Annotated in this window: 16 protein-coding genes; 13 read left to right on the top strand and 3 right to left on the bottom strand. The window is 74.0% G+C overall.

The window, feature by feature from the left end; genetic code table 11:
• Positions 1-3: 3 nt before the first annotated feature.
• Both A6A06_RS38435 and A6A06_RS38430 read right to left on the bottom strand, forming a co-directional pair.
• Positions 4-1,356: an APC family permease gene (locus A6A06_RS38435; protein ID WP_073768549.1), complete on the bottom strand. Its 1,353-nt coding sequence runs from the start codon at positions 1,354-1,356 to the stop codon at positions 4-6.
• A gap of 29 nt (positions 1,357-1,385) precedes the next feature.
• Complete coding sequence (locus A6A06_RS38430; protein WP_079194641.1) at positions 1,386-2,807, bottom strand: diaminopimelate decarboxylase; 1,422 nt, start codon at positions 2,805-2,807, stop codon at positions 1,386-1,388.
• 137 nt (positions 2,808-2,944) lie between these two features.
• Between A6A06_RS38430 and A6A06_RS38425 the strand changes: the two genes are divergently transcribed.
• The 10 genes from A6A06_RS38425 (at position 2,945) to A6A06_RS38375 (ending at position 15,187) form a co-directional block, all read left to right on the top strand.
• Complete coding sequence (locus A6A06_RS38425) at positions 2,945-4,210, top strand: NAD(P)/FAD-dependent oxidoreductase (protein WP_079194640.1); 1,266 nt, start codon at positions 2,945-2,947, stop codon at positions 4,208-4,210.
• Positions 4,198-6,081, top strand: coding sequence for an FAD-dependent oxidoreductase (locus A6A06_RS38415; RefSeq protein WP_242441158.1), 1,884 nt, complete (start codon positions 4,198-4,200; stop codon positions 6,079-6,081). The genes A6A06_RS38425 and A6A06_RS38415 overlap by 13 nt, the downstream gene beginning before the upstream one ends.
• The gene (locus tag A6A06_RS38410; RefSeq protein ID WP_073768547.1) at positions 6,078-7,049 is read left to right on the top strand and encodes a dihydrodipicolinate synthase family protein; all 972 of its coding nucleotides are present in this window, start codon (positions 6,078-6,080) and stop codon (positions 7,047-7,049) included. The genes A6A06_RS38415 and A6A06_RS38410 overlap by 4 nt, the downstream gene beginning before the upstream one ends.
• Positions 7,049-8,092, top strand: a complete 1,044-nt coding sequence (locus A6A06_RS38405) for a proline racemase family protein (protein ID WP_073768545.1) — start codon at positions 7,049-7,051, stop codon at positions 8,090-8,092. Before A6A06_RS38410 ends, A6A06_RS38405 begins: the two co-directional genes overlap by 1 nt.
• Positions 8,093-8,233: 141 nt before the next feature.
• Positions 8,234-8,779 carry a hypothetical protein gene (locus tag A6A06_RS38400; protein ID WP_242441157.1) on the top strand — a complete coding sequence of 182 codons (546 nt, stop codon included), beginning with the start codon at positions 8,234-8,236 and terminating at the stop codon, positions 8,777-8,779.
• Positions 8,780-8,945: 166 nt separating this feature from the next.
• Positions 8,946-10,604: a urocanate hydratase gene (hutU, locus tag A6A06_RS38395; RefSeq protein WP_073768541.1), complete on the top strand. Its 1,659-nt coding sequence runs from the start codon at positions 8,946-8,948 to the stop codon at positions 10,602-10,604.
• Positions 10,605-10,693: 89 nt separating this feature from the next.
• On the top strand, positions 10,694-11,929 hold the full coding sequence (locus A6A06_RS38390) for an allantoate amidohydrolase (protein WP_073768850.1): 1,236 nt from the start codon (positions 10,694-10,696) through the stop codon (positions 11,927-11,929).
• Between the two features lie 71 nt (positions 11,930-12,000).
• The gene (locus A6A06_RS38385; protein ID WP_073768849.1) at positions 12,001-13,326 is read left to right on the top strand and encodes a formimidoylglutamate deiminase; all 1,326 of its coding nucleotides are present in this window, start codon (positions 12,001-12,003) and stop codon (positions 13,324-13,326) included.
• A gap of 29 nt (positions 13,327-13,355) precedes the next feature.
• The gene (hutI, locus tag A6A06_RS38380) at positions 13,356-14,561 is read left to right on the top strand and encodes an imidazolonepropionase (RefSeq protein ID WP_073768539.1); all 1,206 of its coding nucleotides are present in this window, start codon (positions 13,356-13,358) and stop codon (positions 14,559-14,561) included.
• Positions 14,562-14,758: 197 nt separating this feature from the next.
• Positions 14,759-15,187, top strand: a complete 429-nt coding sequence (locus tag A6A06_RS38375) for a hypothetical protein (protein ID WP_073768537.1) — start codon at positions 14,759-14,761, stop codon at positions 15,185-15,187.
• Between the two features lie 112 nt (positions 15,188-15,299).
• Here the strand turns inward: A6A06_RS38375 and A6A06_RS38370 are convergent, their stop codons facing one another.
• Positions 15,300-16,307: an RNA polymerase sigma factor SigF gene (locus tag A6A06_RS38370; protein WP_073768848.1), complete on the bottom strand. Its 1,008-nt coding sequence runs from the start codon at positions 16,305-16,307 to the stop codon at positions 15,300-15,302.
• A gap of 261 nt (positions 16,308-16,568) precedes the next feature.
• Here A6A06_RS38370 and A6A06_RS38365 point away from each other — a divergent pair, with 261 nt between their 5' ends.
• The 3 genes from A6A06_RS38365 (at position 16,569) to A6A06_RS38355 (ending at position 18,869) form a co-directional block, all read left to right on the top strand.
• Positions 16,569-16,937, top strand: a complete 369-nt coding sequence (locus A6A06_RS38365) for an STAS domain-containing protein (protein ID WP_073768535.1) — start codon at positions 16,569-16,571, stop codon at positions 16,935-16,937.
• Positions 16,938-17,118: 181 nt separating this feature from the next.
• A complete protein-coding gene (locus A6A06_RS38360; RefSeq protein ID WP_073768533.1) occupies positions 17,119-17,616 on the top strand; it encodes an ATP-binding protein in 498 nt (165 codons plus the stop codon).
• A gap of 446 nt (positions 17,617-18,062) precedes the next feature.
• Entirely contained in the window at positions 18,063-18,869 is an 807-nt protein-coding gene (locus A6A06_RS38355) for an LPXTG cell wall anchor domain-containing protein (protein ID WP_073768531.1), read from the top strand.
• Positions 18,870-18,944: the final 75 nt, after the last annotated feature.

Below are 18,944 nucleotides of genomic sequence, written 5' to 3'. Positions count from 1 at the left end.
GAGTCACTCGCCCCGGGCGCGCAGCACGAGCCGGTTCACGCCCCACAGGACGACACCGATCGCCACCAGCACGGCGGCCCGTACGTACACCTCCACGGCCCGGTCGGCGAGCGGACTGGCCAGCACGAGGGCCCCGGCGGCGCCGAGCACCGGGAGGGCGGTGGGCGTACGGAAGTGGCGGTGCGGCACCGGGTCGCGGCGCAGCACCAGCACCGCCACGTTGACGACCGCGAAGACGCACAGCAGCAGGAAGGCCGTCGTGTCGCCGAGCCCCTCGATCTCGCCGGTCAGGACCAGACCCAGGGCCAGCGCCGTGGTCAGGGCGATGCCGACCACGGGCGTGCGCCGGACCGGCAGGACGCGGGCGACGGCGCGCGGCAGGATGCGCTCGTTGGCCATCCCGTAGCACAGCCGGGAGGCCATCATCATGTTGATCAGCGCGGAGTTGCTGACCGCGCACAGCGCCATCAGCGCGAACACCTCCGGCGGGAACGTCGCGCCGCTCGCGTGCACCACCTCCAGCAGCGGCGCCGACGACCCCTGGAGCCGCCGGTGGTCGACCAGCAGCGACGAGACCAGGGCGACCAGGACGTAGACGGTGCCCGTGATCCCCACCCCGAGGAAGATCGCGCGCGGGAAATTGCGGCCGGGGTCGCGGGTCTCCTCCGCCATGTTCACCGAGTCCTCGAACCCGACGAAGGCGAAGAAGGCGAGCCCGGTGGCGCCCAGCACGCCGGTCAGCACGGCGAAGCTGGTACCGCCGGTGTCGAGCTCGGCCAGCCGCGCCGGCTCCCCGCCGCCCGTCCAGACCGCGGCCACCCCCAGCCCGATGATGATCAGCAGCCCGGACACCTCGACGGCGGTCAGCACCACGTTCGCCTTCACCGACTCCGCCACGCCGCGCAGGTTCAGCGCGGCCAGCGCCAGCACGAACACCACCGCGACCAGGGTCGGCGGCAGGTCGGCGAAGGTGCGCAGGTAGTCGCCGCCGAAGGCACGGGCCGCGGCGCTCGCCGAGCTCAGGCCCGAGCACATCACCATGAAGGCGACGAGGAAGGTCAGGAACGGCACCCGGAACGCCTTCTGGGTGTAGAGCGCGGCGCCCGCCGCCTTCGGGTACTTGCCGACCAGCTCCACGTACGAGGCGGCGGTCAGCGCGGCGATGCCGAACCCGATCACGAAGGGCAGCCACAGGGCGCCGCCGACCTTGCCCGCGACCTTGCCGGTGACGGCGTACACGCCGGTGCCGAGGATGTCCCCGACCACCAGCAGGACCAGCAGTTTCGGGCCGATGGCGCGGCGCAGCGGGGGGTGCGGGCCGGTCGGCCCTGCGGTGTCCGTGGCGGGGGTCTGCATGAGCCGGACATGCCCGGCGGGGAAGATTTTTAGAGCTGGGTGAGGGCGTCCGTGTACGCGCCGCCGCTCTCGGCGACCAGCTCGTCCACGCGCTGCGCGGCGCGTACGGTCGCCCAGCGCAGGGTGCCGTCCGGGCCCGGCGCGTACCCGTGCACCCCGGGCCGCGGCAGCGAGTTGTAGGCGAAATGGGTGGAGAAGTAGTACGCGCCGGTGTCCAGGAGGGCGACGTGGTCGCCCGGTTCCAGGAGCGGCAGTGTCCGGTTCCGGGCGACCAGGTCGCCCGCGAAGCAGCACGGCCCGGCCACGTCCTGGGCGGCCGCCGCGCCGGTCCCGGGGCGGCCCTGTGCGTCGTAGGCGGCCACCCGTACCGGCCAGGAGTCCGGGGCGAAGACCGTGCGGGTGGCGACCTGCGCGCCCGCGTGGGTGACCGCGATCCGCCGGCCGCCGGCGGACTTGGTGTACTCGACGCGGGCCAGGACCATGCCGTGCTCGGCGAGCAGCGAGCGGCCGAACTCGGTGACCAGCCCGTAGCGGCCGTCGAAGAGCCCCGGCACGGTGCGGTGCAGCAGCCGGGCGTACTGCCGGTACGTCGGCGCCGTCTCGTCCGACGCGAAGTTCACCGGCAGGCCGCCGCCGATGTCCAAGGTGGTGACCTGGGCCCGCGCGGCCCGCTCGTTGATCTCTTCGGCCAGCCCGTACAGGACGCGTGCGCTGTCCGCCATCAGTTCGAGCGGCATGCCCTGCGACCCGACGTGGGCGTGCAGGCGGGTCAGCCACGGGCGGTCCAGGAAGGCTTGTACGACCCGTTCGCGGGCGTCGGGGTCGCGCAGCGCCACCCCGAACTTCGACATGCCGGTGGCGGTGCTCATCGCGTCGATGCTGCCGCCGCCGAGCTGCGGGTTGACCCGCAGGCCCAGCGGCGAGGCGGTCGGTGCGGCGGCGGTCAGGGCGTCCAGGCGGGCCAGCTCCCCGAAGCTGTCGGCGTTGACGGCGATGCCGAGGGCGAGCGCCTCGCGCAGCTCCGCGTGGGTCTTGGCGGGCGAGTCCAGCACGGTACGGTCCGGCGGCAGTCCGGCCGCGCGGGCCAGGGCCAGTTCGCCGGGGCTGGCGACCTCGCACCCCAGTCCTTCCTGCGCGAGCAGCCGCAGTACGGGGACGAGGGAGGCGGCCTTGACGGCGAAGGCGTGCAGGACCGGTGTGCCCGGGGCGGTGAACTCGGCGAAGGCGGCGCGCAGTTCGGCGGCGGACCGGCGGATTCCGGCGATGTCGAGCAGGCCCGCGACGGGGTCGGCGGCGCTGACCAGCCCCTGGGCGACGGCTGCCGCGACGGCGCGGTCCCGCAGGGCGGGCCCGTGCGTGGCCGGTGTGCCCGCGGCGGCGGACGGGGAACCGGTGGCGGAGGGGTCGGGAGAGGCGGGGGAGGGCGAGGGCGGAGGCGTCGCGGGGCTCATGGCACCACTGCACCACCTGCCTGCCGTGGCCGCCATCGACCGGCCCGCCCGCACGCGGTGTTGACCTCGACGGCACGCGGCAATAACGTCACGGCGCTCTCACGAGGGTCCCTTCGCGGAACGGGTGGTGCGGGTTCATGCGATACCGGCGCGTCCAGGCGAGTGAGGCGGCGCGGCGGCCGCGGCCGTCCGGTCCGGCCGGGCCCCCGTACCCCGACGTGGCCGTCGTCGGCAGCGGCATCATCGGCGCGGCCTGCGCCGAGGCGCTCACCCGGCGCGGCATACGGGTCACCGTCGTGGACCGCGGGCCGCTCGCCTCCGGCACGACGGCACACGGCGAGGGCAACCTCCTGGTCTCCGACAAGCCCCCGGGGCCCGAACTGGTCCTGGCCCTCGCCTCGGCCGCCCGCTGGCCGCGGCTGCTCGCGGAACTGGAGGCCGGGGAACGCGGGCGCGGCGGGCTCGCCGAGCGGTGCGAGTACGAGACGAAGGGCGGCCTCGTCGTCGCCCGCGGGGAGCCGGGCGCGCGGGCGCTGGCCGGGTTCGCCGCCGCCCAGCGGGCCGCCGGGGTCACCGCGCACGAGGTCGGCCCGGACGGCGTACACGGCTACGAACCGCATCTGGCACCGGACGTCCGCGCCGCCGTCCACTACCCGCAGGACGCCCAGATCCAGCCGGTCGCGGCGGCCACCGCGCTGCTCGACGCCGTACGGCGGCGCGGCGGCACGCTGCGGGCCGGAGTGCGGGCGCTCGGCGTCGGGCGCGGCGCGGACGGGCGGGTGACGGCGCTGCACACCTCGGCCGGGACGCTGCCGTGCGGCGCGGTCGTCAACGCGTGCGGCCCGTGGGCGGGCCGGTTCGCGCGGGAGGCGGGCGCGCCGCTGCCCGTCCGGCCGCGCCGGGGCCTGGTGCTGGTCACCGCGCCGCTGCCGCCGGGCACGGTCCGGCACAAGGTGTACGACGCCGGATACGTGGGCGCGGTCGGCAGCGGCGGCGCGGGCCTGCGGACCGCGACGGTCGTCGAGGCGACCCGGGGCGGCACGGTGCTCATCGGTTCCAGCCGGGAGCGGGCCGGTTTCGAGGAACGTTTCCGCACCCCGGTCCTGCGCGAACTCGCCCGTAACGCGGTGACGTTGTTCCCGGTGCTCGGCCACGTCCCGGTGATCCGCGCGTACGGCGGCTTCCGCCCGTACACCCCCGACCACCTCCCCGTGATCGGCCCGGACCCGCGCCTGCCGGGCCTGTGGCACGCGACCGGGCACGAGGGCGCGGGCATCGGGCTGGCACCCGCGACCGGTGAACTCCTCGCCCAGCTCTACGCGGGCGAGCGCCCGTGCCTCGATCCGGAGCCGTACCGGGTGGCACGGCCGGGGCTGGCGGAGGAGGCGCGGTGCTCCGCGTGACGGTGGACGGCGCCGAACGGCGGGCGCGGCCGGGCCAGACGGCCGCCGCGGTCCTGCTGGGCGCGGGACGCGCCTCCTGGCGGACCACACGCGGCGGCCGCCCGCGCGGCCTCTTCTGCGGCATCGGCGTCTGCCACGACTGCCTGGTGGTCGTCAACGGCGTACCGGACGTACGGGCCTGCCGCCGCGTGGTCGAGGAGGGCGACCGCATCGAGACCCAGGAGGGGGCGCGGCTGCCGCGCTTTCCGGCGGATCCCGCCGCGGGCGCGCCCACGGCCGCGGCACGTGACGCGGCGGTGCCGGTGGTCGTCGTGGGGGCCGGGCCCGCTGGCATGGCGGCGGCGCTGGCGGCGGCCGGTGCCGGGGCGCGGGTGGTGCTGGTGGACGACGGGGAACGGCCGGGCGGACAGTTCCACCGGCAGGCGCCGGACGGGCCGGCGCGGGGCGCGGCGGTCCGTGCCGTACAGGAACACCCGCGCGTCGAGTGGCTGCCGGGATGCACCGTCTGGGCGCTGGAGCCGGGCGGCGGCCACCAGGCGGCCCCGCCCGGCCGTACGGACGCCGGGTGGACCGTGCACGTCCTCCAAGGGCCCGCCGATGCCCCGGGCCGCACGGCGCACACCCTGCGCGCCGCCGCGCTCGTCCTGTGCACCGGCGCGTACGACCGGGCCCTGCCGTTCCCCGGCTGGGACCTGCCGGGCGTCGTCACGGCGGGCGCGGCCCAGGCCCTCGCCAAGGGCCAGCGGACGGCGGTCGGCCGCCGCGTGGTGGTCTCCGGCACCGGACCGTTCCTGCTGCCGGTGGCGTCGTCGCTGCTCACCGTGGGTGCGCGGGTTCTCGGGGTGTACGAGGCGGGATCGCCCGCCGCCTGGCTGCGCGCGCCGGTGGCCGCGCTCCGCGACGGACACGGCAAACTGCCCGAACTCCTCGCGTACGCGGCCGGACTGGCCCGCCACCGCGTCCCGTACCGGACCCGCCGGGCCGTCGTGGCCGCGCACGGACGGGACCGCGTCGAGGCGGTGACGGTGGCCCGCCTCACGCCCGACTGGCGCATCGTGCCCGGCACCGGACACCGCGTCGAGGGCGTGGACGCGGTCTGCGTCGGCCACGGCTTCACCCCGCAGCTGGAACTCGCCCTCGCCGCCGGGTGCACGCTGCGCGACGGCGCCTGGGTCGCGGTCGGCGCCTGGCAGCAGACCTCCGTACCCGGCGTGTACGCGGCGGGGGAGCCCACCGGCATCGGCGGCGCGGCGCTCGCCGCGGCGGAAGGCGAACTGGCGGGACTGGCGGCGGCCCGCTGGGCGGGGCCCGGCGAGGCGGACGTGGTGCCCGGCGCGGCGGACGCGGTGCCCGGCGTGGCGGACGTGGTGCCCGGCGTGGCGGACGTGGTGTCCGGCGTGGCTGAGCGCGTCCCGGCCGACGTGGTGACGCGCGCGCTGGCCGCCCGGCGGCGGGTCGTCGCAGGCCGCCGCTTCGCCCGGCTGCTCGCCGAGGCCCACCCCGTACGCGACGGGTGGCACACCTGGCTCGGCGAGGACACGCTCGTCTGCCGCTGCGAGGAGGTCCCGTACGGCGTCCTGCGTACGGCGGTGGGGCAGCGGGCCGGGGACGGCGGAGGCGGGGCGGCGGCGGACGGCATGTGCACGTTCAAGCTCGCCACGCGTGTCGGCCTGGGCCCCTGCCAGGGCCGGATCTGCGCCCGCAACGCGGCCGGTCTGTGCGGCCCGGACGCCCTCCCCGACCCCCAGACGGCCGACCGGCGCCCGATAGCCCAGCCGGTCCGCCTCGCGGACCTGGCCGCACCCGGCCTCCCGACCCGAAGCCCCGGCACCTCCGGGGCTGCCGTCCCGTACCGAGAGGACCCGCCATGACGGACCACGCGACGCCAACGCCCCGCACGTCCCGCACCGCCGCCTCCCGTACGTCCCTGACCGGCGTCATCGTCGCCACCGCCCTCCCGTACGCCGAGGACCGGACCGCCCCCGCCGGGCTCCGGCCCGACCTCGACCGGTACGCCGACCACTGCCGCTGGCTCGTCGACAGCGGCTGTCACGGGGTCGGGCCCAACGGTTCGCTCGGCGAGTACTCCTCCCTCACCGACGGCGAACGCCGCGCCGTGGCCCGCACGGCCGTCGCCGCGGTGGGGCGCGACGCGCTGGTCGTCGTGGGCGTGCACGGCGTCGGCTCGCACCAGGCGCGGCACTGGGCGGAGCTGGCGGCCGAGGACGGCGCGGACGGCGTGCTGTGCCTGCCGCCCACCCTCTACCGGGCCAACACCGCGGAGACCGTGCGGCACTTCGAGGAGGTAGCGGCCGCCGGGCTGCCGGTGATGGTCTACAACAACCCGCTCGACACGAAGGTCGACCTGACGCCGGAGACCCTGCGCGAGATCGCCGCGATCGACGGCGTCGTGGCCGTCAAGGAGTTCTCCGGGGACATCCGCCGGGTGCTGCACATCAAGGAACAGGCACCCGGCCTGGACGTGGTGGCGGGCGCCGACGACCTGGTGCTGGAAGCGCTGCTGATGGGCGCCACCGGCTGGTTCGCCGGCTTCTCCAACGTCTTCCCCGCCGAGTCCGTACGCCTCTACGAGCTGGCGCGGGCCGGGCGCGTGGCCGAGGCGCGGGAGCTGTACGAACCGCTGGTCGCCGCGTTCCGGTGGGACTCGCGCACCGAGTTCGTCCAGGCCGTCAAGCGCGCGATGGACCTCGTGGGCCGGTACGGCGGCCCCTGCCGGCCGCCGCGCGGCCCGCTCCTGCCCGAGCACCGGCGGCAACTGGACGCGGACCTGCGCGGCGCCGTCCAGGCACTGGAGATCTGGGCGAAAGCGGCCGGGTGATGACGGACGGCAGCGTGCGCGGCCCGTCCGCAGCCCGCGCCGTGCACACCTTCGGCGCCGTGGACTCCCACACCGAGGGCATGCCGACCCGCGTCGTCACGGACGGCGTCGGCACCATCCCCGGCGCGACCATGGCCGACCGCCGCCGGTACTTCGCCGAACACCTCGACCACATCCGCCGCCTGCTCGTCAACGAGCCGCGCGGGCACCCCGCGATGAGCGGCGCGATCCTCCAGCCGCCGACCCGGCCGGACGCCGACTGGGGCGTCGTCTACATCGAGGTCTCCGGATGCCTGCCGATGTGCGGGCACGGCACGATCGGCGTCGCGACGGTCCTGGTCGAGACGGGACTGGTGGAGGTCACCGGGCCCGTCACCACCGTGCGGCTGGACACCCCGGCCGGGCTGGTGGCGGCCCGGGTCACGGTGCGCGACGGCCGCGCCGAGCACGTCACCCTCCACAACGTCCCTTCGTACGCGCACGAACTGGACGCCGTGGTGAAGGTCCCCGGCTTCGGCGACGTCCGCTACGACCTGGCGTACGGCGGCAACTTCTACGCGATCACGCCGCTCGCCGCGCTGGGCATCCCGTTCGCCGCCTCCCACCGGGACGACATCCTCGCCGCGGGCCTGGCCGTCATGGCCGCGGTCGAGGAACGCGACCGGCCCGTCCACCCCGCCGACCCGGCCATCTCCGGCTGCCGCCACGTACAGTTCACGGCCCCCGGCACCCCGGGCCCGGACGGCTCGCACTCCCGCAACGCCATGGTCATCCACCCCGGCTGGCTCGACCGCTCGCCCTGCGGCACCGGCACCAGCGCCCGCATGGCCCAGCTGCACGCACGCGGCGCGCTCCCGCTGCACCGGCCCTTCGTCAACGAGTCCCTGATCGGCACCCGCTTCACGGGCCGGCTGGTGGGCACGGCGCGGGTCGGCGGGCGGGCGGCGGTCGTGCCGACGGTCACCGGCCGGGCCTGGATCACGGGCACGGCCCGGTACGTCCTCGATCCGTCCGATCCCTTTCCGTGCGGGTTCGTGCTGTAGGGGTGGCCGTGCGGGCCCCGGGGGTGCGGCTGCGAAGGTGAGCTGTCGTACGCGGCCGTCGCGTACGGGCAGAGAGAGCGGAGCACAGTGTTCACCAGGGAGATACCGGGCAGCGGGAGCCACGTGCGGCGAGGGGCGGGCGTGCGGCTGCTCGCCGTGCCGGTCGCGTTGCTGGCGCTGCACGCGGCGGCGGGACCGGCCGCGGCACAGGACCGGCCGCATGACCACGCGGGGAGCGCGGCGGCCGCCGCCGACCGGACGGCCCCGGCCGTCCGGATCACCGAGGGCCAGGTCCGGGAGGCCGGGCCCGGGGGCGCGCTGCTCTACCCGAGCGTGACCAGCTGCCTGACCGTGACGGTCCGCCTCGCGGACGGCGGGCTGGCGGGCGCGCACGCCAGCCTGTTCCAGGTGCCGGGGGAGTACCGGTCCGACCGCATCCTCGGCGCTCTGCGGGACCGGGTCGGCGGCCGGGACGTGACCGCGGTGGAGGTCAGGGGCGCGGTCGGCGCCTGGCTGCCCGGCTACTTCACCAAGGCGGTGGAGAGCTACGGGGACGGTGAGACCGTGCCGTTCCCGACGCGTCCGGACCCCGGCGGTCTGGCGAAGGCGGTGGCGGACGGCCTGGGGCAGCCGCGCGCGAAGGTCACGGTGACGGACGTGCCGGACGGGGACCAGACGGTGCGCTGAGGACGGAACCGGCGGGTGCCCCGGTCGGCCCTCGTGGGCCGCGGGAACCCGCCGGAACCGGAAACCCGCCGCCCGACCCGCCCCGACCTGTTGACTAGTCCTATTCAACGCCTCCAAGATGTGAATAGCTCGATCCATTCGCATCGACGTCAGGGAGGCACGGCCCATGTCGGGACCGCGACCCGTGCGGGCACCGCGCGGTACGGAACTGAACGCCCGGGGATGGCAGCAGGAAGCCGCACTGCGCATGCTGCAGAACAACCTCGATCCGGAGGTGGCGGAGCACCCGGACAAGCTCGTCGTCTACGGCGGCACCGGCAAGGCGGCCCGCGACTGGCGCTCCTTCGACGCGATGGTGCGCACGCTGACCACGCTCAAGCAGGACGAGACCATGCTCGTCCAGTCCGGACGCCCGGTCGGCGTCATGCAGACGCACGAGTGGGCGCCGCGGGTGCTCATCGCCAACTCCAACCTGGTGGGCGACTGGGCCAACTGGGAGGAGTTCCGGCGGCTGGAGGCCCTCGGCCTCACCATGTACGGCCAGATGACCGCCGGATCGTGGATCTACATCGGCACCCAGGGCATCCTCCAGGGCACGTACGAGACGTTCGCCGCCGTCGCCGCGAAGAAGTTCAACGGCTCGCTCGCCGGGACGATCACCCTCACCGCCGGACTCGGCGGCATGGGCGGCGCCCAGCCGCTCGCCGTCACGATGAACGACGGCGTCGCCATCTGCATCGACTGCGACCCCCGCGCCATCGAACGGCGAATCGAGCACCGCTACCTGGACGTGAAGGCCGACAGCGTCCAGCACGCCCTTCAGCTCGCCGTCGAGGCCCGTGACCAGCGCAAGCCGCTCTCCATCGGCCTCCTCGGCAACGCGGCCGACCTGCTGCCGCAGCTGCTCGCCGACGGCGCGCCGATCGACATCGTCACCGACCAGACCTCCGCCCACGACCCGCTCGCGTACCTGCCGACCGGCGTGGACTTCGCGGACATGGCCACGTACGCGGCCGAACAGCCCGCCGACTTCACCCGTCGGGCCCGCGAGTCGATGGCCCGGCACGTCGAGGCCATGGTCGGCTTCATGGACGCCGGGGCCGAGGTCTTCGACTACGGCAACTCCATCCGCGGCGAGGCCGAACTCGCCGGATACAAGCGCGCCTTCGCCTTCCCCGGCTTCGTGCCCGCCTACATCCGGCCGCTGTTCGCCGAGGGCAAGGGGCCGTTCCGCTGGGCCGCGCTGTCCGGCGACCCCAAGGACATCGCCGCCACCGACCGGGCGATCCTCGACCTCTTCCCGGAGAACGAGTCCCTCGCCCGGTGGATCAAGCTGGCGGGCGAACGGGTGCACTTCCAGGGCCTGCCCGCCCGGATCTGCTGGCTCGGCTACGGCGAGCGCGACAAGGCGGGCGAGCGCTTCAACGACATGGTCGCCGACGGCACCCTCCAGGCACCGCTGGCCATCGGCCGCGACCACCTGGACTGCGGCTCGGTGGCGTCCCCGTACCGGGAGACCGAGGCGATGCTCGACGGCTCCGACGCCATCGCCGACTGGCCGCTGCTCAACGCCATGGTCAACGTCGCCTCCGGCGCCTCCTGGGTCTCCCTGCACCACGGCGGCGGCGTTGGCATGGGCCGCTCGATCCACGCCGGACAGGTCACGGTCGCCGACGGCACCCCGCTGGCCGGCGAGAAGATCCGCCGGGTGCTGACCAACGACCCGGGCATGGGTGTCATCCGCCACGTCGACGCCGGGTACGACCGCGCCGACGAGGTCGCGGCCGAGCGCGGCGTGCGCATCCCGATGCGGGAGGGCGAGTGACCCCGCCGTACGACGGCCCGGCGGACACCCCCGCGCGGCCCGGCGGCCCGGCGCGCGGCGCCGGGCCGGGCGCGGCGTCCTTCCACGAGATGTGGCGGGACCTCGCGCCCATCGGGCGCCACACCGGCAGCGGCGGCTACCGCCGCTTCGCCTGGACCGGCGCCGACGCCGACTGCCGGGCGTGGTTCGAGGCCCAGGCCCGCGCCCGCGGACTCGCCTACGAGCAGGACCGCAACGGCAACCAGTGGGCCTGGCTCGGCGCCGCGTCCGCCGCCGACGTGGCCCCCGGCGAGGCCGTCGTCACCGGCTCCCACCTGGACTCCGTCCCCGACGGCGGCGCCTTCGACGGCCCGCTCGGCGTCGTGTCGTCCTTCGCCGCGCTCGACGAACTCCGCAGCCGCGGCGCCGAGCCCGCCAAACCGCTGGCGATCGTCAACTTCGGCGACGAGGAAGGCGCCCGCTTCGGCCTGGCCTGCGTCGGCTCCCGGCTCAGCGCGGGACAGCTCACCACCGAGGCGGCCCACGAACTGCGGGACGCCGACGGCGTGTCGCTGCCGCAGGCCATGGAGCGGGCCGGATACGACCCGGACGCCATCGGCGCGGACCCCGGCCGGCTGTCCCGCATCGGCGCGTTCGTCGAACTCCACGTCGAACAGGGGCGCGCGCTCGACCTGACCGGCGACCCCGTGGGCATCGCCTCCGCCATCTGGCCGCACGGCCGCTGGCGGTTCGACTTCCACGGCGAGGCCAACCACGCCGGCACCACCCGCCTGGCGGACCGGCGCGACCCGATGCTCACCTACGCCGCGACCGTGCTCGCCGCCCGCAAGAGCGCCGAACTGGCCGGCGCGCTGGCCACCTTCGGCAAGATCAGCGTCGAGCCGAACGGCGTCAACGCCATCCCGTCGCTGGTACGCGGCTGGCTGGACTCCCGCGCCGCCGACCAGGAGACGCTGGACACCGTCATCGCCGCCATCGAGCGGGAGGCCGCCGAGCGCGGCGAGCGCGACGGCGTCGACGTCCGGGTCACCCGGGAGTCCTTCACCCCCGTCGTCGAGTTCGGGCACGCCCTGCGGGACGAGCTGGCCAAGATCCTCACCCAGGCGGCGGACGGCCGGCCGGGCGGCGCCCGCGAGGTGCCCGTCCTCGGCACCGGCGCCGGACACGACGCGGGTATCCTGTCCGCCACCGTCCCCACCGCCATGCTGTTCGTACGCAACCCCACCGGCGTCTCGCACTCGCCCGCCGAACGCGCGGCCGAGGACGACTGCCTCGCCGGGGTGACCGCACTCGCCGACGTACTGGAGGGCCTGGCGTGCAGGTGACGCCGCAGGAAGCCGAGCCGACCCCGCGACCCGGCGACGGCCCGGGGCCGGCCGCCCCGAAGACGTACTGGCTGGAACACGCCTGGCTCGGCACCCACGTCGAGCCGGGCGTGGCCGTGGACGTGAACCCGGCCGACGGCCTCATCGGCGCCGTACGGACCGGGGTGGACGCGCCGCCGCCCGGCGCCGTCCCCCTGCGCGGCCTGACCCTGCCCGGCCTCGCCAACGCCCACTCGCACGCCTTCCACCGCGCCCTGCGCGGCACGGTCCAGGTCGGCTCCGGCACCTTCTGGACCTGGCGCGAGGTCATGTACCAGATCGCCTCCCGGCTCACCCCCGACTCCTACTACACCCTCGCGCGGGCCGTGTACGCGGAGATGGCGCTCGCGGGCATCACCTGCGTCGGCGAATTCCACTACCTCCACCACGGGCCCGGCGGCACCCGCTACGCCGACCCCAACGCGATGGGCGAAGCCCTGATCGCCGCCGCCGACGAGGCGGGCATCCGCATCACCCTGCTGGACACCGCCTATCTCTCCGCCGGCTTCGGCGCCGCCCCCGACCACCACCAGCTGCGCTTCTCCGACGGCACCGCCGACGCCTGGGCCGAACGCGCCTCCCTCCTGAAGGACGGCCGCCCGCACGCCCGCATCGGAGCGGCCGTGCACTCCGTACGCGCCGTACCCGCAGGGCAGTTGGGCACCGTCGCGGAATGGGCGGACCGGCGGCAGGCACCGCTGCACGTCCACCTCTCCGAGCAGACCGCCGAGAACGACGCCTGCCACGCGGCGCACGGCCGCACCCCCACCGCTCTCCTCGCCGAGCACGGCGTCCTGGGCCGCCGCACCACCGCCGTGCACGCCACCCACCTCACCGGCGAGGACATCCGCCTGCTGGGCGCCGCCACCACCGGCGTGTGCATGTGCCCCACCACCGAACGCGACCTCGCCGACGGCATCGGCCCCGCCGTCCGCCTCCAGGCCGCCGGCAGCCCCCTGTCGCTCGGCAGCGACAGCCACGCCGTCATCGACCTCTTCGAAGAGGCCCGCGCGATGGAGCTGGACGAACGGCTGCGCACCCGCACCCGCGGCCACTGGACCGCCAACGCCCTGCTGCGCGCCGCCACCGCCGACGGCCACGCCGCGCTGGGCTGGGACGAGGCGGGCACCATCGAACGCGGTGCGCTCGCCGACCTCACCACGATCGCGCTGGACTCCGTACGCACCGCGGGGCCGCTGCCCCGGCTGGGCGCCGAGACGGCCGTATTCGCCGCCTCCGGGGCGGACGTGCGGCACACGGTGGTCGGCGGTCGCCAGGTCGTACGCGACGGAGTCCACACGCTCGTGCCCGACGTCCCCACCGCACTGGCCGAGGCCATCGCGGCCGTACGCGGCTGAATCCGCGGCCGAAGGAGAGCACCCCCACGATGAACCCCAGCACCACGGCCGCGGAACGCACCGCGAACGGCCACACCACCGCCATCACCAACATCGCCAGCCTCGTCACCAACGACCCCTCCCTCGGCGAAGGCCCCCTCGGTCTCATCCGGGACGCGGCCGTCGTCTTCGACGGCGACCGCGTCGCCTGGATCGGTACGACAAGCAAAGCACCCGCCACTGACAGTCACCACGACGCCGGAGGCCGCGCGGCCATCCCCGGCTTCGTCGACTCCCACTCCCACCTGGTCTTCGGCGGCGACCGCACCGCCGAGTTCAACGCCCGGATGTCCGGCCGCCCCTACTCGGCCGGCGGCATCCGCACCACCGTCGCCGCCACCCGCGCCGCCACCGACGAGGAACTGCACGCCAACGTCGCCAAGTACCTCGCCGAAGCGCTCCGCCAGGGCACCACGACCCTGGAGACCAAGTCCGGCTACGGCCTGAACGTCGAGGACGAGGCCCGCGCCCTGCGCATCGCCGCCGCCCACACCGACGAAGTCACCTTCCTCGGCGCGCACATCGTCTCCCCCGACTACGCCGACGACCCCGCCGGGTACGTCGACCTCGTCACCGGCCCCATGCTCGACGCCTGCGCCCCGTACGCCCGCTGGATCGACGTCTTCTGCGAACAGGGCGCCTTCGACGGCGACCAGGCCCGCGCGATCCTCACCGCGGGCAAGGCCAAGGGCCTGCTCCCGCGCGTGCACGCCAACCAGCTCCACCACGGCCCCGGCGTACAGATCGCCGTCGAACTCGACGCCGCCTCAGCCGACCACTGCACCCACCTCGACGCCGCCGACATCGACGCCCTCGCCAACAGCGCGACCGTCGCCACCCTGCTGCCCGGCGCCGAGTTCTCCACCCGCGCGCAGTGGCCCGACGCACGCCCCCTGCTCGACGCGGGCGCCACCGTCGCCCTGTCCACCGACTGCAACCCGGGCTCGTCCTTCACCAGCTCGATGCCCTTCTGCATCGCCCTGGCCGTACGGGACATGAAGATGACCCCCGACGAAGCCGTCTGGTCCGCCACGGCCGGCGGCGCGGCGGCCCTGCGCCGTACCGACGTGGGACGCCTCACCCCCGGCGCCCGCGCCGACCTCGCCCTCCTCGACGCGCCCTCCCACGTCCACCTCGCCTACCGTCCGGGCGTACCCCTCGTCTCCCAGGTCTGGCACCGCGGCGAACGCGTCTGAACGGCAGCGACTTCAAGGGGCAGCGACGTCGAGGGGCAGCGCCTTCGAACGGCGTCGGATTCAACGGATTCCGCTACCGGACATTACGGAGATCACGTAATGTCCGGGCTCCACGCGAACAACTGCCGCAGTCACCCGCACAGCCGGAGAAAACTCCGGCACGCGCCACGGGTGACCGCGCGGGGGGAAGGAATCCTATGAAGACCGGTCGCATCACGGCGCGTATCGCCGGTACCGCGGCGGCCGTCGCCGTCCTCGGCGGCGCCGCACTGGCCATGGCGCCGACCGCCGCGGCGAAGGCCAACGTGGTGTCCATTGACAAGGTCACGCTCGACGGGCAGCGGCTCTCGGTGAACCTCGGCTACTCCTGCGACACCGGCTACACGTTCGGGCTGGCCGGCAAGGTCACCAAGGCGGACGGAAAGGCCGACCCGGTCTCGACGGCCACCGGCACCGTCCCGGCCGGGGAGATCACGTGTGACTACAAGACCCGCGCCCTCCGGCTGAACCTGGAGCAGGCTCCCGGCTCGCACTTCGCCCCGGGCGACGACGTGAAGGTCACCGTCGACTTCACGGAGGAGAACGGTCCGGGCCTCTCGGGCGAGGAGATCATCACGACGCTGTAGGCGCGCCTGTCGGCAAAAGAGGGCCCGTCCCGGGTGACCGGGGCAGGCCCTCTTCCGCGCGGGCGGTTGCCGGCCCGTCAGGCCGGCAGCGACCGCGAGGTGTTCGCCGGACTCACTCCTCGACCATCAGCCCCTTGCGGAGCTTGACGAGCGTGCGCGACAGCAGCCGCGACACGTGCATCTGGGAGATGTTCAGCTCCTCGCCGATCTCCGACTGCGTCATGTTGGCGACGAAGCGGAGCGAGAGGATCTTGCGGTCACGCGGGGGCAGCTCGGCGATCAGCGGCTTGAGCGACTCCACGTACTCGATGCCTTCGAGGCCGTGGTCCTCGTAGCCGATGCGGTCGGCCAGCGCACCCTCGTTGTCGTCCTCCTCCGGCTGGGCGTCCAGCGAGCTGGCCGTGTAGGCGTTGCTCGCGGCCATGCCCTCGACGACCTCCTCGTTGGTGATGCCGAGGCGCTCGGCGAGCTCGCTCACCGTCGGGGACCGGTCCAGCTTCTGCGCCAGCTCGTCGCCGGCCTTGGCCAGGTCCAGGCGGAGCTCCTGCAGGCGCCTGGGCACCCGTACGGACCAGCTGGTGTCACGGAAGAAACGCTTGATCTCGCCGACGATGGTCGGCATGGCGAACGTCGGGAACTCCACGCCGCGGCTGAGCTCGAAGCGGTCTATCGCCTTGATCAGGCCGATGGTGCCGACCTGGACGATGTCCTCCATGGGCTCGCTGCGGGAGCGGAACCGGGAGGCCGCGAACTTCACCAGCGCGAGGTTGAGCTCGACCAGGGTGTTGCGGACGTACGCGAATTCGTGCGTGCCTTCTTCCAGCGACTCCAGGCGCTCGAAGAGGGTCTTGGACAGGGCCCGTGCGTCCACCGGCCCCACCTCGGCGTACGGCGGGATCTCGGGCAGCCCGTCGAGCTCGGGGATTCCTGCCACATCCGATTCGGCTGATTCAGATGTGATCTGCGGGGAATGAGTCGTTCGGGACGGGTCGGGCAGGGCGGCCTCGGCCAGGACGGCCTCGGTGAGAGCGGCCTCCGCGAGGGTGGTCTCTGACAGGGGAGTCGACGACGCGGTCTCCGTGGTGTCTTCGGTGCGCAATTCGTCGAGCCGGGGTGACATGTTGTCCTCCATCGTTCTCGGCATATGGCTGCCGATGCCTCTACGCGAAGCTGCGGTGTGCGGCGCCTCCAAAGCCGGCCGTTTCGAATGTGTCCTTACTACGCCTACCTGGGTTTGCCGGAAGATGGCAAGTGCGTGTTGTCCGAGTTTGCTGTGAATTACGTATTGTTCGGCTACCAGCTGCGTGTATCGAAGGCGTAGTGTTCGGTCAGCGCAGTCGTCAGCAATCGGACGCCGAGACAGCAAGAGGGGTGCACGCGCATGGACCGCGGGACGGTCGGCAGTGCCAGCCGGGGACGGCTCAATGTCGCGATCCGGCATCAGGGTGCCAGCGCGATCGTGTCCGTCGCGGGTGAGCTGGATCACCACACCGCGGACCTGTTGCGCGAATCACTCGAGGGGTGTGTCGCGGACGGCTTCGCGCGACTGGTCGTCGACTGCTCGCAACTGGAGTTCATGGACTCCACCGGCTTGAACGTACTGCTCGGTGCCCGCCTGAAGGCGGAGGCCGGGGGAGGCGGGGTACATCTGGCCGGGATGCAACCGGTGGTGGCGCGGGTCTTCGAGATCACTGGCGCGGACGCGGTGTTCACCGTGCACGACTCCCTCGACAAGGCTCTCGCCGACTGACGGTGGCGGCGCAGGTGGTGCACTACGGGGGGTTCCTCCCGTATGCGTTGCCCGCGTCACAACTTCCGTACCCAAGAAGTGGGTGTTCTCACGGTCCCGTCGGGCAGGAGACATCTGAATCTGTTGAATCTGTCAGGTAACCGCTATCCGTGAAATGGCGAATCGGTGAGGTGAAGCGCTGATGAGCACCACCCGGCCGTACCCGCCGGGCGACCTCGGCCCGGAGCCGGGCAACGCCGGCGCTCCCTCCGCCTCCCCGGCCGTCCCGGTCGGCCAGATCCGCAGGCTGCGCCTGGCGGGTGTGCAGGGAGCCGTCGCGCGAGCCCGTGACTTCGCCCGGCAGGCCCTCCACGACTGGGGCTGGCTGCCGGCCGACAGCGCCGACCAGCGGGCGGCCGCCGAGGACGTCCTGCTCGTGGTGTCCGAGCTGGTCACCAACGCCTGCCTGCACGCGGAGGGACCCGAGGAACTGCGCCTGCGCAGCAACGCCAAGGTGCTGCGCCTCGAAGTGACCGACCTCGGCGCGGGCTCGCCCGCGCCCCGCACCCCCCACCGGGCGGGGCGGCCCGGCGGGCACGGCATGTTCATCGTGCAGCGCCTGTGTCTTGACTGGGGAGTCGTCCGCAACCCCGACGGCACGGGCAAGACCGTGTGGGCGGAGCTCGCAGCTCCCTCTTAGGGCCCCTGGCGGGGCCCTCCTTCGCGCCGCGGGCGGTGGTGCGCGGCGCGCCGCGTGCCGGAGCGGTGTGGATTCGTGGCCGTACGTGAGCGCGCCGGAACGCGCCGTGGCCGCACATGAGTGACTCTGAAGGCGCCGTAGCGGATCCCGCTACGGCGATGGCTGTCTGCGGGCCGCGGCCGGTTGTCTCCGTACAGGCGGCTCCGGGGTACGAGCGTCCACCCGCGATGGGCCCCCGGACGTACCTCCCCTGCACCTCAGGCGCCCCTTGCTTCCCGTGCTCCCCGCGTTCCGCTCTCCCCGCCTTCCCCCGGAGCCCCGCGCCGTACGGATCCGGCCTGTTCTGTGACTTCCCTCGACAAGGTCCCCGGCGTACCTTGAGCCACCGATCTGATGTGCCGTCAGTAACATCGGGCGGCGCTCAACCGCGAGAAGGGGAACTCAAGGTGGCCCGCTTCTACGAACAGCACGCCGCGCGCCCCCGCCGCGCGGCCGGCCTGGCCGCGGCCGTGGCGCTGACGGCGGGGTCCGCGGTCCTGCTCGCCGCGCCGGCCGCACGGGCCGACGTCGTGGACGTCAACTACCAGTGCAAGACGCCGATCGGGAACAAGAGCGCGGTCTCGCCCATCGACATCAGGAGCACGCGCAGCGGCAGCGCGTACAAGCTGGTGATGTCCTTCCAGAAGGGCGTCTCCTCCAGCCCCGTCGAACTCGGCGCGGGCGCCATGAAACCGAACGCCCTCATCAAGCTGGGCGGCGCGGAGAGCGGCACCGTGCCCGTGTCCGGGCCGCCCAACGACAAGGCGATCCCCGCCAACACGCCCATCAAGGTCAGTGACTTGAGCGGGACGTACACGCCCAAGGGGAGCGGCCAGGTCACCTTCACCGCCTCCACGCTCACCATCAAGGCCCTCGGTACGACCACCACCTGCACGCCCGCCAACAACCCGAAGCCGTCGCTCACCCTGGACGTCAAGGGCACGGGCGGAACGGGTGGAACGGGCGGAACGGGTGGTTCCGGCAGTACGGGCGGCAGCGGGGCCGACAGCTCCACCGGGGGAACCACCGGCGGGACCACGGGCGGCTCCGGGAGCAGCGCCGGGGGATCGTCGGGCACCTCCGGCGGCGGCGAACTGCCGCAGACCGGACCGGCCGACTCCGCCGTCGCCTTCGGCACGCTCGGCGGCACGGTGCTCCTCGCCGGTGCGGCGGGCGTCCTGTGGCTGACACGGCGCAACCAGAAGCGCGCCTAGTCCCGCGATCCGGGCACCGCTGCACGAAACGCCCGCACCAGGCACCCGCACTAGGCACGCGTACAAGCACAGCAC

This window comes from Streptomyces sp. CB02923, assembly GCF_001905005.1.
Taxonomy (GTDB): domain Bacteria; phylum Actinomycetota; class Actinomycetes; order Streptomycetales; family Streptomycetaceae; genus Streptomyces.
The sequence above is the reverse complement of the archived record's forward strand: the minus strand, read 5'-3'. Positions and strand labels throughout refer to the sequence as shown.

What these genes read in the sequence shown, in the direction of transcription:
- A6A06_RS38435 (WP_073768549.1), bottom strand. Translation starts at nt 1,356, where the DNA reads ATGCAGACCCCCGCCACGGACACCGCAGGGCCGACCGGCCCGCACCCC.
- A6A06_RS38430 (WP_079194641.1), bottom strand. Translation starts at nt 2,807, where the DNA reads ATGAGCCCCGCGACGCCTCCGCCCTCGCCCTCCCCCGCCTCTCCCGAC.
- A6A06_RS38425 (WP_079194640.1), top strand. Translation starts at nt 2,945, where the DNA reads ATGCGATACCGGCGCGTCCAGGCGAGTGAGGCGGCGCGGCGGCCGCGG.
- A6A06_RS38410 (WP_073768547.1), top strand. Translation starts at nt 6,078, where the DNA reads ATGACGGACCACGCGACGCCAACGCCCCGCACGTCCCGCACCGCCGCC.
- A6A06_RS38405 (WP_073768545.1), top strand. Translation starts at nt 7,049, where the DNA reads ATGACGGACGGCAGCGTGCGCGGCCCGTCCGCAGCCCGCGCCGTGCAC.
- hutU (WP_073768541.1), top strand. Translation starts at nt 8,946, where the DNA reads ATGTCGGGACCGCGACCCGTGCGGGCACCGCGCGGTACGGAACTGAAC.
- A6A06_RS38390 (WP_073768850.1), top strand. Translation starts at nt 10,694, where the DNA reads ATGTGGCGGGACCTCGCGCCCATCGGGCGCCACACCGGCAGCGGCGGC.
- hutI (WP_073768539.1), top strand. Translation starts at nt 13,356, where the DNA reads ATGAACCCCAGCACCACGGCCGCGGAACGCACCGCGAACGGCCACACC.
- A6A06_RS38375 (WP_073768537.1), top strand. Translation starts at nt 14,759, where the DNA reads ATGAAGACCGGTCGCATCACGGCGCGTATCGCCGGTACCGCGGCGGCC.
- A6A06_RS38370 (WP_073768848.1), bottom strand. Translation starts at nt 16,307, where the DNA reads ATGTCACCCCGGCTCGACGAATTGCGCACCGAAGACACCACGGAGACC.
- A6A06_RS38365 (WP_073768535.1), top strand. Translation starts at nt 16,569, where the DNA reads ATGGACCGCGGGACGGTCGGCAGTGCCAGCCGGGGACGGCTCAATGTC.
- A6A06_RS38360 (WP_073768533.1), top strand. Translation starts at nt 17,119, where the DNA reads ATGAGCACCACCCGGCCGTACCCGCCGGGCGACCTCGGCCCGGAGCCG.